This is a genomic window from Wenzhouxiangella sp. XN79A, assembly GCF_012272825.1.
Classification (GTDB): domain Bacteria; phylum Pseudomonadota; class Gammaproteobacteria; order Xanthomonadales; family Wenzhouxiangellaceae.
In genome coordinates this window covers 50,219-64,939 of sequence record NZ_JAAWWS010000131.1, presented here as the reverse complement: position 1 = coordinate 64,939, position 14,721 = coordinate 50,219, and the positions used below count along the sequence as shown (strand labels likewise).

Below are 14,721 nucleotides of genomic sequence, written 5' to 3'. Positions count from 1 at the left end.
AGGGAATGGCAGCGTCCTTTCCAGGCGACGGAACGCCGCAGATGAAGGCTCTCCGGCGCGCCCTTCAAGGAGCGCGCCGGAACCGACATTGCGGCCTTGCGTCCCTTGTCGAGGGCTGGCCACTCACTACGGGCCGCGCCTTGCACGATCGATTCAGGCGCACGCCATACGTCACACAATGAGTGGCGGAGTACACTAGACTGGTCGGCCGCGCGTGGGCCGAGCCCTGCTCGCCGCGGATCATTCGTCGCAACCCCCCCGGACCGAGACCAACGTGGCCGAACCGTTCCCGACCCCGCTGAACACGCCCCGCCAGCCGCCGAATTCGATCGAGGCCGAGCAGAGCCTGCTCGGCGCCCTGATGCTGTCCGAGCATGCCTGGGACAAGGTCGCCGACAAGCTCGACGAAAGCGACTTCTACCGCGAGACCCACCGGCTGATCTTCCGCGCCATCGGCGAGTTGAACGAGGACCACCAGCCGACCGACGCGGTGACCGTGGCCGACTGGTTCGCCAAGCACGACCTGATGGATCGGGTCGAGGGTGGTGCCTACCTGACCATGCTGGCCAACGACACGCCCGGCCCCTCGAACATTCTCGGCTACGCCGAAATCGTCCGCGAGAAGTCCATCCTGCGCCAGCTCATCGAGATCGGCACCGAGGTCGCCGACGCCGCACTCAACCCGCAGGGTCAGTCCAGCAAGGAAGTGCTCGAGACCGCCGAGCAGAAGATCTACGCCATCGCCGAGCAGGGCATGCGCTCCAGCGGCACCTACACCCACGTCAAGGACGTGATGGTCCGCGCCATGGACCGCCTGAACGAACTCCAGGACAACGAGGGCGACATCACCGGCGTGCCGAGCGGCTTCTCGGCGCTGGACCAGCGCACCGCCGGCCTGCAGCCTACGGACCTGATCATCGTCGCCGGCAGACCGGCGATGGGGAAGTGCCTCGAGCGCGAGGCGGAAATCGTCCTCGACGACGGCACGGTCCGAACGATCGAGCAAATCGTTCAGGAGCGCCCGGGCCGCGTTGCGACCCTGAACGCCGACTGGAAACTGGAGCGCGCCGAGCCGGAAGCTTACGTCGACGACGGTTTCAAGCCGGTCTTCGAGGTCGAATCGGGTCTCGGACGGCGCGTGCGCACGACGGCCACGCACCCGTTCCTGACGCCGGCGGGCTGGAAACCGTTGGGCGAACTCCAGCCCGGTGACCTGATCGCCGTGCCGCGCGAGATGCCGGTCTTCGGCACGGACACGATGCGCGACTGCGAAGTCCGGCTGCTGGGCTACTTCATCGGCGACGGCGGCCTGACCGGTCCGACTCCGATGTTCACCGCTGAAAACCCCGCCATCCGGAAAGACTTTGCCGAAGCGGTCGACGAGTTCGGTGGCGTGCGACCCGTCCAGCGCGTGCAGGCCGAGCGGGCGGCATCGTTTGCGGTCGCGACCGATCACGAGTTGACCGACGGCCTCCGTCACGGCTTTGCCGCACACCTGGCGACGGTCCTCGACGCCCGCGGTAGCACGGCCCGTGCCCTGGCCGAGGACCTCGACGTGGCGCCCGCCACTGTGCACTACTGGAAAACCGGCCGGAACGTGCCCGACGACGACACGCTGGCGCGCCTGGCCGATGTGCTCGACGTCGAAGTGGCGGCGCGGGCCGGCGAAGATCCGGACCAGGCGCGGCGCAACCGGCCGAACCCGGTCCGCCTCTGGCTCGAAGAGCTGGGCCTCTACGGTCGCGATGCGCACGCCAAGCACGTGCCGGACGCGGTGTTCCGCCTGCCGCGCGAGCAGCTGGCCGTGTTCCTCAACCGCCTGCTGGCCACCGACGGCTGGATCAGCACCTACGCGACCGGCCAGGTGCAGGCCGGGTTTTCCTCGGTCAGCGAGCGCCTGGCGCGCCAGGTCCAGCATCTTCTGCTCCGCTTCGGCATCCTCGCCCGACTGCGCCTTCGTCCGATCAAGGACCGTGATGCACGGCGCACGTCATGGCAGCTGCAGATCACCCATGCCGAATCGCTGCGCCGACTCGTCGAGGAGATCGGTATCCATGGAAAGGACGACGCCGTCGCCCGCGCGCGAACGGCGCTGGCCGGGCGCAAGCCACACAGCAACGTCGACCTGCTGCCGAAGGAGCTGTGGGTCGAGATCGACCGCGCCCGCGGAGCGCTGACCTGGGCCGAAGTCGCCCGTCGAGCGGGCTTGCCTGCGTCGAACCTGCACCCCTACCGCCGGCGCATCGGCCGGGAGCGTCTGGCGAAGATCGGAATGGCCCTGCAGGACCGGAACCTGATCAACATCGCCGCCAGCGACGTCACCTGGGACCGGATCGAGCGGATCGAGGCGCTCGGCAAGCGGCAGGTCTACGATCTGACCATCCCGGAGACCCACAACTTCGTCGCCGACGACATCTGTGTCCACAACACCAGCTTCGCGATGAACATCGCCGCTGCCGCCGCGATCAAGAGCAACATTCCGGTGGCCGTATTCTCGATGGAAATGTCCGACCTCCAGCTGGTCCTGCGCCTGTTCTCGTCGCTGGGTCAGATCGGCCAGAACAAGCTGCGCACCGGCCGGCTCGACAACCAGGACTACGTCAACCTGCAGTCGGCGATGAGCATGCTGAAGAAGGCCAATATCCTGATCGACGAGACCCCGGCGCTGTCGCCGACCGAGCTGCGTGCCCGCGCCCGCCGGATGAAGCGCGAGCACGGCATCGGCCTGATCCTGATCGATTACCTGCAGCTGATGCAGGTGCCGGGCAACAAGGAGAACCGCGCGACCCAGATCGGCGAGATCTCGCGCTCGCTGAAGGCGCTGGCCAAGGAACTCGACGTGCCGGTCATCGCGCTGTCGCAGCTCAATCGCGCGCTGGAGCAGCGCCCGAACAAGCGCCCGGTGATGGCCGACCTGCGCGAGTCCGGCTCCATCGAGCAGGACGCCGACATGATCCTGTTCATCTACCGCGACGAGGTCTACAACGAAGACTCGCCGGACAAGGGCAAGGCCGAGATCATCATCGGCAAGCACAGAAACGGCGCCACCGGCGACTTCTTCCTGACCTTCCAGGGCGAATACCTCCGGTTCAGGGACTACATCGACGACCGCTACGACATGCACGAGTAGGGAGTTCGATGGTGGGTCGGTGGCCACGGCCTTCAGATGATCGGCGCGAAGAGAAAAGCGGAAGAACGTTGCCCGAAAACAGCCTCCGTGGCCCTGGTAAGCGCAGCGCATCCGGGGCTCTCTCCGCGGGCCAACAAGCACCTCCCGGCTGCGGCCTGACCCGGGCTACGGATCAACCCGACGTCTCTTGAAGGATTCTCGCCTGTCTCTTCGCGTCTTCGCGCCCATCCTCCTCGGGAACGAAGCCGGCATCACGGCCGAGAATCGAAGTCACCGGGTCCCGGCTCCAGGCCGGGATGACACACTGAAAAACCGCTCTTCCCTGCGCCCTTGCTTCGATCCTTCGCGAGCTTCGCGCCGATCATCCAGAGGCCCAAGCCACCGGCACCCGATCGAAGCCTACTCCCCGGGCCGCAGGTGCCGGTCGAAGAAACGGTCGATCTGGCGGTAGACGTGCAGGCGCTGGCCTTCGCCGGTGATGCCGTGCTTTTCGCCCGGGTAGGTCATCAGGTCGAAGTCGATGGCTGCATCCTGGAGCTGCTGCATCAGCATCGTCGAGTGGGTGAACAGCACGTTGTCGTCGGCCATGCCGTGGATCAGCAGCAGCGGGTCGGCCAGGTCGTCGGCGTAGGTCAGCACGTTGCCGCGCCTGTAGGCCTCGGTCGGCGAGCCGTCGTCGTTGCGCGGCATACCGAGGTAGCGCTCGGTGTAGTGGGTGTCGTACAGCGCCCAGTCGGTGACGGGCGCGACGGCGGCGCCGGCGGCGTAGCTGCCGGGGTGCTGCATCTGCATCATCAGGGTCATGTAGCCGCCGTAGCTCCAGCCGAACACGCCGATGCGGTCCGGGTCGGCCCACGGCTGCGCCTTCAGCCACTCGGTGCCGAGCTTCTGGTCGACGACTTCGACCACGCCGAGGTTCCGGTAGGCGGGGGCCTGGAAGGCCACGCCCTGGCCGGCGATGCCGCGGTTGTCGATCGAGAACACCACGTACCCCTTGCGCGCCCAGTACTGCTCGACCAGGTGGCGCCGGCCCCAGCGATTCTGGACCAGCCGGCTGGTCGGGCCGCCGTAGACGTACTGGATGACCGGATACTGCCTCGTCTCGTCGAAGCCCGAGGGTCGGACGACGCGGTAATGCATCGGTTGACCGTCCTCGGCGGCAATCACGCCGAACTCGGTCGGACGATGGTCGTCGGCGTAGGGCGCGTAGGGATGGTCGTCGTCGATCCGGTTCTCGATCAGCCAGGCCAGTCGTTCGCCGTCGGCCGAGTGCAGCGACAGCTGCGGCGGCTGGTCGACGTTGGAGTACAGGTCCAGGTAGATCCGCCCGCCTGCATCGAAGGTGACCTGGTGCCAGCCGCTGCGGCGCGAGATGCGCTGCACGGCCTCGGGCGTGCGCGTGGCCAGCGACTGGCGGAACAGGTGCTGTTCGGTCGGCGATTCGAGGCCTGCGGAGAAGTAGACCAGGCCCAGGTCCCCGTTCACGGCGACCACCTCGGTCACCGGCCAGTTGCCCGCCGTCAGCGCCCGCGCATCGCCGGTGGCGGTGTCGACCAGGTACAGGTGGCGCTGGCCGGAACGCTCCGACGACCACAGGAAGCTTTCACCGCCGTCGAGGAAACGCAGGTCGTCGTGCAGGTTGATCCAGGTCTCGGCGGTCTCGGTCAGGATGCGGCGCGGGGCGGCGCCGTCGATCGGCATCAGCAGCAGGTCCATCGATTTCTGGTCGCGCGACTGGCGCTGGACGGCGAGCGTCGAGCCGTCGGGATGCCAGTCCACCCGCGGGATGTAGATGTCCTCGTTCTCGCCGAGATCCAGCCAGCGGATCTCGCCGCCATCGACGGCGACCACGCCGAGTTTCATCCGGGTGTTCGGTGTGCCGGCATAGGGATAACGCTGCTCGATCATCGTGATGGTCTCGCCGGAGACTTCGTAGCGCCGGCTGGGCTCGATGGTCGAGGCATCGACCTGCAGGAACGCGATGTGGCGACCGTCCGGCGACCACCAGAAGCCGCGGTCCCGGCCCATTTCCTCCTGGGCGATGAATTCGGCCAGGCCATTGGAGATCGGGCCTTCGCCGTCGGTTGTCAGGGCGCGCAGCTCGCCGGTGGCGATGTCGGCCAGCCACAGGTCCTGGTCGCGGATGAAGGCGACCCGGTCGCCGTCCGGCGACAGCCGGGGATCGAGGTCGAACGGCTCGCCGGCGGTGATCTGCCGGACCCGGATGGTTCGCCGCTGCGGCCCGGCCGACGGCAGCGCCTCGGTCGTCGAGGGCTCAGCCGATGCCGCCGGCGCCGGTTCGTCCGCGTCCGGGGCGGCCACGGCATCGATCGGCTCGGCATCGAGGTCGGCGACGAAGATATCGCCGCCGAGCGGGAACAGGATCGATCGTCCGTCTTCGGCGAACCGGTATTCGACGATACCCGACAGGCCCGAAATGCGCGCCCGCTCCCGGCGGGCCTGTTCTTCGGCGGACAGTTCGGCCGGCTCGGGCAGGATCGCATCGGCGTCGATCAGCCGCTGCATCGAGCCGGTGGCCGGATCGAAGCGCCACAGGTCGAGCCGGTCGGCATCGTCGTCGCGGCCGCGCAGGAAGGTCACCATCGACCCGTCCGGCGCCAGTTGCACCGCACGCAGCGTCGGCCCGGACAGCGCCGGTGCGTCGAAAACGCGTTCCAGGGTCAGCTGTTCGGCCGAAGCAATCGAGACGGTCAGCAGCGCGGCGAGTGCGAGCGGGCGGGGCAGGGGCATGGGGCGTTCTTCACGATCGGATCAGCCCGCTATTGTCCGGTCTTGCCGTCGGCAACGCAAACCGCACGCAGCAGGGACTTCGAGCGGGTAGACTGACAGGCCTGTCGCACATCCATGGACGCATCCCATGCGCACCCGAATTGCATTCATTCTCGCCGCCTTCGCGCTGCTGCCGCTGTCGCTGGCGGCCGACGAGGCCATCCGCCTGTCCGAACCGGTCGTCGCGACCGAGGCCTGGGAAGACTTCGGCGCCCCCTTGCCCGAGGGGCCGACCCGCTCGCTGGCCGAGGTCGTGGCCGAGGCCGAGGCGATGGACGGCCAGGACGTCACGGTCGCCACCGAGGTCGTCCAGGTCTGCCGGAAGAAGGGCTGCTTCTTCATCGCCCGTGACGGCCAGGCCACGGCCCGCGTGACCTTCCGCGATTACGAATTCTTCGTGCCGACCGACTCGGCCGGCAAGCAGGTCGTGCTGGCCGGCACCTTCGAGCGCCGGGCCATCAGTGCCGAACAGGCCGCCCACTACGCCGAAGATCTCGGCGAAACCCCGCCCGACGACCTCGAAGACGGCTTCGAGTACGCCATCGTCGCCGACGCCGTGCGCATTCCTCGCGGCTGACGCTTCGATCGGGCCCCGGTGGCCGCCGTCATTCGATGATGAGTGCGAAGAGGAACAAGGGCGAAGAACGCCGATCCCTGCACGGCGAACGGACACCGGGCGGCTTGAAGCTCTGCAAACCGACGACCTGCCCGTTTCCCATTCAATAGGCTGAATCGACCGCAATCGATGCGGTTCTTCGTGGTTCCGCGCACCTTTTCGTCCATCCTCCACGAATCCTGGCCGTACGCCGATCGGGGGTTCAGTTCCCGGTCGGACCCTCGAAATCGGCGGCGGGTGTAAAATGTCGGGCTGACCCGGACGAAGAGACCGCCCATGGCTCACGAGCATCCCGGCGCCCGATTCCGGCAGCGGGTCGCGGACCACGCGCCGCTGCAGGTCGTCGGCACCATCAATGCATTCACCGCGCGCATGGCCGAGAAGATCGGCCACCAGGCGATCTACCTGTCCGGCGGCGGCGTGGCCGCCAATTCGCTGGGCCTGCCCGACCTCGGCATCAGTACCCTCGACGACGTGCTGGTCGACGTCCGGCGCATCACCGATGCCTGCGGTCTGCCGCTGCTGGTCGACGGCGACACCGGCTTCGGCGGGGCCTTCAACATCGCCCGCACGGTGCGCTCACTCGACAAGGCCGGGGCCGCCGGTGTGCACATCGAAGACCAGGTCCAGGCCAAGCGCTGCGGTCACCGTCCGGGCAAGGAAATCGTCTCGAAGGCCGAGATGGTCGACCGGATCCGGATGGCGGTCGATTCGCGCAGCAACGACGACTTCGTGATCATGGCGCGCACCGACGCGCTGGCCGTGGAGGGCATGGACGCCGCCATCGACCGGGCCGTGGCCTGCGTCGAGGCCGGCGCGGACATGATCTTCCCCGAGGCGATGCGTGACCTCGACGATTACAAGCGTTTCCGCGAGGCCGTCGGCGTGCCGATCCTGGCCAACATCACCGAGTTCGGCCAGACGCCGCTGTTTTCCACGCCGGAGCTCGGCGAGGTCGGGGTCGACATCGTGCTGTACTGCTGCGGCGCGTACCGGGCAATGAACAAGGGCGCCGAGACCGTCTACAAGGCGCTGCTCGAACAGGGCCACCAGCGCGACGTGATCGACATCATGCAGACCCGCGACGAACTGTACGGCTATCTCGACTACTACGCCTACGAACAGAAACTCGACGAACTCTTCAGCAAGGAATCGAAATGAGCGACAAGAAGACCGGAGCCGGCCTGCGCGGCCAATCGGCCGGCGAGACGGCCATCTGCACCGTGGGTGCGACGGGCAACAGCCTCCGCTACCGCGGTTACGCCGTCGACGACCTGGCCGAGAACGCGACCTTCAACGAAGTCGCCTACCTGATCCTCAAGGGCGAGCTGCCGACCCGCGCCGAGCTCGACGCCTACAGCGCCAGGCTGAAGTCGCTGCGCGGCCTGCCGGAGTCGCTCAAGGAAGTGCTCGAGCGCATTCCGGCCTCGGCCCACCCGATGGACGTGCTGCGCACCGCCTGCTCGTTTCTCGGCAACATCGAGCCGGAAGACGGCTTCGAGAACCAGCAGCACGTCGCCGATCGCCTGCTGGCCAGCTTCCCGTCGATGATCACCTACTGGTACCGCTACAGCCACGACGGCGTGCGCATCGACACCGAGTCCGACGAGGACGGCATCGGCGCGCACTTCCTGAAGCTGCTGCGCGGCGAGTCGCCGCCGGAGCTGCACGCCCGGGTCCTGGATGTCTCCTTGATCCTGTACGCCGAGCACGAGTTCAACGCCTCGACCTTCACCGCGCGGGTCTGCGCCTCGACGCTGTCGGACATGCATTCGTGCATCACCGGCGCGATCGGCTCGCTGCGAGGCCCGCTGCACGGCGGCGCCAACGAAATGGCCATGGCCATGCTCGAGAGGTACGACTCGGTCGAGCAGGCCCGCGAGGACGTCCACCGGATGCTGGCGGCGAAGGAAAAGATCATGGGCTTCGGCCATGCCGTCTACCGCGAGAAGGACCCACGCAATGCGATCATCCGCGAGTGGTCGCGCAAGCTGGCCGAGCAGGTCGGCGACACGGTGCTGTTCCCGGTGTCCGAAGAAGTCGAGCGGATCATGATGGACGAGAAGAAGCTGTTCGCCAACGCCGACTTCTACCACGCCTCGGCCTACCATTTCATGGGCATCCCGACCGGCCTGTTCACGCCGATCTTCGTCATGTCCCGCGTCACCGGCTGGGCCGCCCACGTGATGGAACAGCGCGCCAACAACCGCATCATCCGCCCGGGCGCCGACTACACGGGCCCCGAAGACCGCGACGTCGTGCCGCTGGATCAGCGGGGCTGAGTGTCGGCTCCGGCGCACAACGGCCTCGGGTTCTACCGCAGATGAACGCAGATGAAAGGCGGGCCGGGTGTTCTTCGAGGCCGTCGAGCGGCACCGCAGCTCGAGATTCAACCCATGAACGTCGGCCCCTGTGCAGGCGTTTTTTCCTGGCGTTGTTCCAGTAATCGGGCCGCGTTCCGGAGCGGGAAGTGGCAATGGCGCGAAGAAGGACGCAAGAGCGCCAAGGGAACGACCAGGGAGCCTGTGAACAGGTCTGCGCGGGCGCGACGGCGTCGTTGCGGGATCACCCGGTGTGGCTTCGAGGGACGTGGTTCGGTGGTTCCGAATCAGCGCCTCCGGTGGTCATGACAAGCGGCGCCGGGTGGCCCGCAACGGCCCGTTCCGACCGGGTTTCGCCGGAGGAAGCCGCAGCTTCGCACGCGATGTGACTCGACTGGCGCGACGGCTGCTGTCACTCGCCACGGCACGCACGATCTGCGGCCTTTCCCACTGAAACGCGCTCCGCGCAGACTTGCTCTGAGGTTCCCTGGAAGAACGTGAAGAGTCGAGCGGCGGTCGATTCGGTCCGGTCCGGTCCTATCCGCGTCCATCTGCGGCAGAACGCCGTCGAGCCGATTCTCGAATCCGGCACCTGGCTTCAGGGCTTCAACAACTCCGGATCGATCCCCGCCAGCACCTCGGCCAGTTCTTCCAGGAAGCCCGACAACGCCGAGGACTTGCGCCAGACCAGCGCGATGGTGCGCTTGGGCCCGGGTGCTTCGAAGCGGCGGATGACGAGATTTTCGGTGTGGGCCACCGGGGGTTTGACGGCGAGCACGGGCATCAGGGTGATGCCGGTGCCGGCAGCGACCATCTGGCGCAGGGTTTCCATGCTGGTGGCGTGGAAGTCCAGCTGTTCGTGCGCACCGGCCAGGGCGCAGACTTCCAGCGCCTGGTCGCGCAGGCAGTGCCCGTCCTCGAGCAGCAGCAGCTCCTGGTCGACCAGGTCGGCCATGCTGACCGTCGCCTCGTTGCACAGCGGGTGCCCTTCCGGCACGGCCAGTACGAACGGTTCCTCGAACAGCACCCGGGTGACCAGCGAGTCGTTGTCGATCGGCAGCGCCAGCAGTCCGGCATCGAGTTTGCCGCGGGCCAGCAGGTCGAGCACGTCCTCGGTCTTTTCCTCGAACAGGCGCAGGGTCAGCCGCGGATAGGCCTTGCGGATCGCCGGAACGACATGCGGCAGGAAATACGGCGCCAGGGTCGGGAAGATGCCGACCCGCAGCGTGCCGGCATGCGGATCACGGCTGCGGCGGGCGATGGACTTGATCGCGTCGACCTCGCCGAGCAGGGCGCGGGCTCGCTGGACGACGTCCTCGCCGACCTCGGTCAGCATCACATGTCGCGGCGAGCGTTCGACGAGCAGGACGTCGAGCTCTTCTTCCAGTTTCCGGATCTGGGTGCTCAACGTCGGCTGGCTGACGTGGCAGCGCTCGGCGGCCTTGCTGAAATGCCGGACGTCGGCCAGGGTGACCAGGTATTGCAGGGCGCGCAGGTTCATGCTTCGTGGTCCGGGTTCGGCGTCCGGCCATTATGCATGTTCGATCGGTTCTTCGCGTTCCATCGCTTCCATCTATCGAACACGCGGGCCGTGCGGCGAGGACGGTCGCCGGTCGCTTCGCGCCGCCGGGGAGTGATCGTTCGGCCCGGGCCGGCCGATCGACCTATAATGCGGGACTGGCTTCGTTTTGGGTGGACGGGAGTCCGACGTGATCGAATCTGCCTGGTTCTGGTTGATCCTCGGCGCACTTCTGGTGCTGTCGGAATTCTTCGCGACCGGCATCATCGCCGTGTTCTTCGGCGTCGGCGCGATCCTGGTCGGGCTGGCGACCCTGGTCGGCCTGCTCTCCTCGGCGCCGGAGCAGATCGTGCTGTTCGCCATCCTGTCGCTGGCCGCGCTGCTTCTCGCCCGCGAGAAGGTCAAGGTCTGGTTCCGCGGCAGCGTGTCCGATCGCTGGGACGGCGACAGGAACCTGATCGAGGCGCGCGGCGAGCGGGTGACCGTGACCGCCGCGTTCGTCGACGGCCTGGGCCGGGTCCGCTTGAGCGGCGTGGAGTGGACCGCCGAGCTCGACGACGAGACCAGCGAACTCGCGCCCGGCGACACCGCCTGGGTCATCGGCCATCGCGGCATCACGCTGAAGGTGTCCGGCACCCGGCCCGAGCGGCCCGTGGCCGGCGAGCCCTGATTCGCCGGGGCAGCCCGCCGGCTGCCCCGTTTCTCGTAGTCACCGTCCATCTGAATCGTTCCGGAGTCCGAGCATGGAATTTCCCACTCTGCTTTCTCTCATCGTCCTTGCCATCGTCGTCGTCGCGCTGGTCAAGACCGCGCAGATCGTGCCGCAGCGGTCGGCCTACGTCGTCGAGCGACTCGGCCGCTTCCAGAGCGTGCTCGACGCCGGCTTCCACCTGCTGATCCCGTTCATCGACAAGGTCGCCTACAAGCACACGCTGAAGGAGCAGGCGATCGACGTCCCGCAGCAGGCCTGCGTGACCAAGGACAACATCCAGATTCACGTCGACGGCGTGATCTACATGCAGGTCATCGATCCGCGGCTGGCCTCCTACGGCATCGAGGACTACCGGTTTGCCGCCATCCAGCTGGCCCAGACCACCCTGCGCTCGGTGATCGGCAAGATCGATCTCGACAAGTCGTTCGAGGAGCGCTCGGCGATCAACGAAAAGGTCGTCGAAGTGCTGGCCGAGGCCTCCGAGCCCTGGGGCATCAAGGTGCTGCGCTACGAAGTCGCCGACATCGTGCTGCCGGAAACCATCCGCGACGCGCTGGAAAAGCAGATGCGCGCCGAGCGCGAGCGCCGGGCCGTGGTCGCCGAGTCGGAGGGCGCGCGCGAGGCCAAGATCAACGTCTCGGAGGGCCTGAAGCAGGAGATGATCAACGTCTCCGAGGGCGATATGCAGAAACAGATCAACGAGGCCAAGGGGCGTTCGGAAGAAATCCTGCTGATCGCCCAGGCCACCGCGGCGGGCATCGAGCGGATTGCCAGCGCGATCAACCAGCCCGGCGGCGCCGACGCGGTGTCGCTGCGCATCGCCGAGCAGTACGTCAAGGAGTTCGGCAAGCTGGCCCAGGCGTCGAATACGCTGATCCTGCCGGCCGAACTGTCGGACATCGGCGGTGTCGTGGCCGGCCTGACCCGGACGCTGGACACGACCCGCAGCAGCGGTCACCGGGGCAACTGATCGCAAGGCCCGGGCCGGCGCAGGCCGCCGGCCCGGGCGCCAGCGCCTGCGGTGCAGGGGTTCGTGAGAAGAATAGGCAAACCGAATCGGGTATATCTAAACAATCAATTTGAAATATCGGGAATCGGGCGTATCTTAGTGGGCATCCGGTCGCGGGACAGCACCGGAGTTTTTTCATGAAACTCGAACCATTGCCCCTGAACTCAAGGAGTCATCGATATGCTTACCATTGGCGACAAGTTCCCGAACTTCAATCTGAAGGCCACCGTCGGCACCGACATCCAGTCGGCCTTCACCGACATCGACAGCAACACCTACAGCGACAAGTGGCTGCTGGTGTTCTTCTACCCGAAGGACTTCACCTTCGTCTGCCCGACCGAAATCAAGGCCTTCAGCGACCTGTCCGATGAATTCGCCGATCGTGATTGCCAGGTCCTGGCCGCCAGCACCGACACCGAGTTCGTCCACCTGGCATGGCGCCAGAACCACGACGACCTGAAGGATCTTCGGATCCCGATGCTGGCCGACGTCAAGCGCGAGCTGTCCGGCGCGCTGGGCATCCTGCACGAAGAAGAAGGCGTGGCCAACCGTGCGACCTTCCTGGTCGATCCGCAGGGCATCATCCGCCACGTGTCGGTGACCGACATGAACGTCGGCCGCAACCCGAAGGAAACGCTTCGCGTCCTCGACGCGCTGCAGTCCGACGAGCTGTGCCCGTGCAACTGGCAGCCGGGTGACGACCACCTGCAGGCCGCCTGAGTTTGCCCCGACCGGGGGCTGACCGAGTCCCCGACCGTCCCTTCCTGAGTAGTTTCGAAGGGGCATGTGCGCCGGCCGCCCCGCCGCGGCCGGCGCTTTTCCTATCGGCGGGTTCCGAACCGAATTTCTCGCAGCGCGGTGCGATCGACACCGCGTTCTGGACTCGAACTTCAAGGAGAAAACCATGAGCATCGATGCACTGAAGCAGACGATTCCGGATTACGCCCGGGACCTCAAGATCAATTTCGGCAACGTGCTGGACGCAGATCAGCACGAGGCCCTGAACGAAACCCAGGTCTGGAGCATCGCGCTGGCCTGTGCCATCGCCTCGCGCCACGACGAACTGATTACCGCGATCGCAGCCGAGGCGGCCGGCAAGCTGGACGACACCCAGCTGAAGGGCGCGAAGGCCGCCGCTGCGATCATGGGCATGAACAACATCTACTACCGGTTCCTGCACCTGGCCAGCAGCGACGAATACGCCCGGATGCCGGCCGGCCTGCGCATGACCGTGATCGGCAACCCCGGCATCGAGAAGACCGATTTCGAGCTGATCAGCCTGGCCGTGTCGGCCATCAACGGCTGCGGCATGTGCATCGACAGCCATGAGCAGATCCTGGTCAAGAACGGCGTCACGGCCAAGGCGATCCAGGACGCGGTCCGCATCGCGTCGGTGATCCACGCCGTCGCCGCCGTGCTGGCCACCGAACCGGCACTGGAGCAGGGCCTGTCGCAGGCCGCCTGATCCACCCGCGACGGGCGTGCCCGTCTTCATCGAGAAACCTCCTGTCGACCCCGGCCCGGCCGGGGTCTTTTTTTTTGCGTTGTCGGCTTTGTTCGGTTGGATGATGAGCGCGAAGACGCGAAGAGAAAAGCAAGAAGAACTGACTGAGAACCCCGTACCCGTCGCCTGAGCAAGGTAGCAGGCCGCCCCGGGATTGCCTGCGGACCGATACGCACAAGACCCTCGGGTGCGCTGCGCTTTCCCGGGCTACGGGGTGTCCGAAGCCTTCGTTTCAACAAACCGCTTCCTGATTACGCATGAATCTCGGCCACGGTTGGGTCGCGTCCTGGCATCGGAGCGTCGCGGCAGGCGATACAGGCGAGCCGTTGAATCATCCGATCGGATTCGAAGGACGGGTTTCCATCACAAGCGAGATTCCAGCCCAATGCCGGACTGGCAGAAAGACCGCCTGTTGGAGGGCGCTTGCGCGCGAACGACTTCGGAAGCGGCCACCCTTCGCGCGCAAGCGCCCTCCAACAGTCGAACCGGGGCAAAAAGCGCTTTCGAAGCGCCCTTGCTTGCTGTTCTCGAGTTTCCTGCAAGCCTCCGGAGGGCTGTACTAGCGGCTGAGAAACGTGCGTAATCAGGAACCGCTTTTCTCTTCGCGTCTTCGCGCTCATCCTCTTGAGGAACCGGCCCGGACCGGTCAACGAAGCCCCGACCGCTCGAGCGCACTAGAATGAACGCACGTCCCGATCCACGAGTCCGCGCATGAACGTCGAAGAACGCACCGAACACGCCCGCACCCGGATCACCAAGCTGGTGTTTCCGCAGGACACCAATCCGATCGGCACGCTGTACGGCGGCACGGCGATGAAATGGATGGACGAGGTCGCGTTCCTGACCGCAACACGGTTCGCGCGCCGGCAGGTGGTGACGGTGTCGATGGACCGGGTCGACTTCAAGACGCCGATTCCGCGCGGCAACATCGTCGAGCTGATCGGCGAGGTCACCCGGGTCGGCAATACCTCGGTCACGGTCACGGTCTCGATCCTGCGCGAGGACCCGCTGTCCGGCGACCAGGAATTGGCCATCCAGGGTGAGCTGGTGATGGTGGCCGTCGACGAAAAGATGCAGCCCGTGCGGGTCCTGCCCGAGGGCTGAGGCCATCGCGGCGCAT

The 14,721-nt window shown here is 66.4% G+C and carries 11 protein-coding genes; 9 read left to right on the top strand and 2 right to left on the bottom strand.

Annotation, left to right across the window (positions count from 1 at the left end):
* Nucleotides 1–214 precede the first annotated feature (214 nt).
* On the top strand, nt 215–3,130 hold the full coding sequence (dnaB, locus tag HFP89_RS02505; protein WP_346775177.1) for a replicative DNA helicase: 2,916 nt from the start codon (nt 215–217) through the stop codon (nt 3,128–3,130).
* Between the two features lie 399 nt (nt 3,131–3,529).
* Here the strand turns inward: dnaB and HFP89_RS02500 are convergent, their stop codons facing one another.
* Nucleotides 3,530–5,881 (bottom strand): S9 family peptidase, encoded by a 2,352-nt coding sequence (locus tag HFP89_RS02500; RefSeq protein WP_168716066.1) that lies wholly within the window; start codon nt 5,879–5,881, stop codon nt 3,530–3,532.
* 127 nt (nt 5,882–6,008) lie between these two features.
* Between HFP89_RS02500 and HFP89_RS02495 the strand changes: the two genes are divergently transcribed.
* From HFP89_RS02495 to prpC, 3 genes are all read left to right on the top strand, one after another.
* On the top strand, nt 6,009–6,497 hold the full coding sequence (locus HFP89_RS02495; RefSeq protein WP_168716065.1) for a DUF4920 domain-containing protein: 489 nt from the start codon (nt 6,009–6,011) through the stop codon (nt 6,495–6,497).
* A gap of 315 nt (nt 6,498–6,812) precedes the next feature.
* Complete coding sequence (gene prpB, locus HFP89_RS02490) at nt 6,813–7,697, top strand: methylisocitrate lyase (protein ID WP_168716064.1); 885 nt, start codon at nt 6,813–6,815, stop codon at nt 7,695–7,697.
* On the top strand, nt 7,694–8,818 hold the full coding sequence (gene prpC / locus HFP89_RS02485) for a 2-methylcitrate synthase (protein WP_168716063.1): 1,125 nt from the start codon (nt 7,694–7,696) through the stop codon (nt 8,816–8,818). The genes prpB and prpC overlap by 4 nt, the downstream gene beginning before the upstream one ends.
* 637 nt (nt 8,819–9,455) lie before the next feature.
* On the opposite strand, the gene HFP89_RS02480 is transcribed toward prpC, so the two are convergent.
* A complete protein-coding gene (locus HFP89_RS02480; protein ID WP_168716062.1) occupies nt 9,456–10,358 on the bottom strand; it encodes a LysR substrate-binding domain-containing protein in 903 nt (300 codons plus the stop codon).
* A 208-nt stretch (nt 10,359–10,566) separates the two neighbouring features.
* Here HFP89_RS02480 and HFP89_RS02475 point away from each other — a divergent pair, with 208 nt between their 5' ends.
* The 5 genes from HFP89_RS02475 (at nt 10,567) to HFP89_RS02455 (ending at nt 14,705) form a co-directional block, all read left to right on the top strand.
* Nucleotides 10,567–11,046, top strand: coding sequence for an NfeD family protein (locus HFP89_RS02475; RefSeq protein ID WP_168716061.1), 480 nt, complete (start codon nt 10,567–10,569; stop codon nt 11,044–11,046).
* Nucleotides 11,047–11,119: 73 nt separating this feature from the next.
* Nucleotides 11,120–12,058, top strand: a complete 939-nt coding sequence (locus HFP89_RS02470) for a stomatin-like protein (RefSeq protein ID WP_168716060.1) — start codon at nt 11,120–11,122, stop codon at nt 12,056–12,058.
* Between the two features lie 219 nt (nt 12,059–12,277).
* Nucleotides 12,278–12,817, top strand: a complete 540-nt coding sequence (locus HFP89_RS02465) for a peroxiredoxin (protein ID WP_168716059.1) — start codon at nt 12,278–12,280, stop codon at nt 12,815–12,817.
* A 184-nt stretch (nt 12,818–13,001) separates the two neighbouring features.
* Nucleotides 13,002–13,562, top strand: coding sequence for a carboxymuconolactone decarboxylase family protein (locus HFP89_RS02460; protein ID WP_168716058.1), 561 nt, complete (start codon nt 13,002–13,004; stop codon nt 13,560–13,562).
* Nucleotides 13,563–14,312: 750 nt separating this feature from the next.
* The gene (locus HFP89_RS02455) at nt 14,313–14,705 is read left to right on the top strand and encodes an acyl-CoA thioesterase (protein ID WP_168716057.1); all 393 of its coding nucleotides are present in this window, start codon (nt 14,313–14,315) and stop codon (nt 14,703–14,705) included.
* The last annotated feature ends 16 nt before the right edge of the window (nt 14,706–14,721 follow it).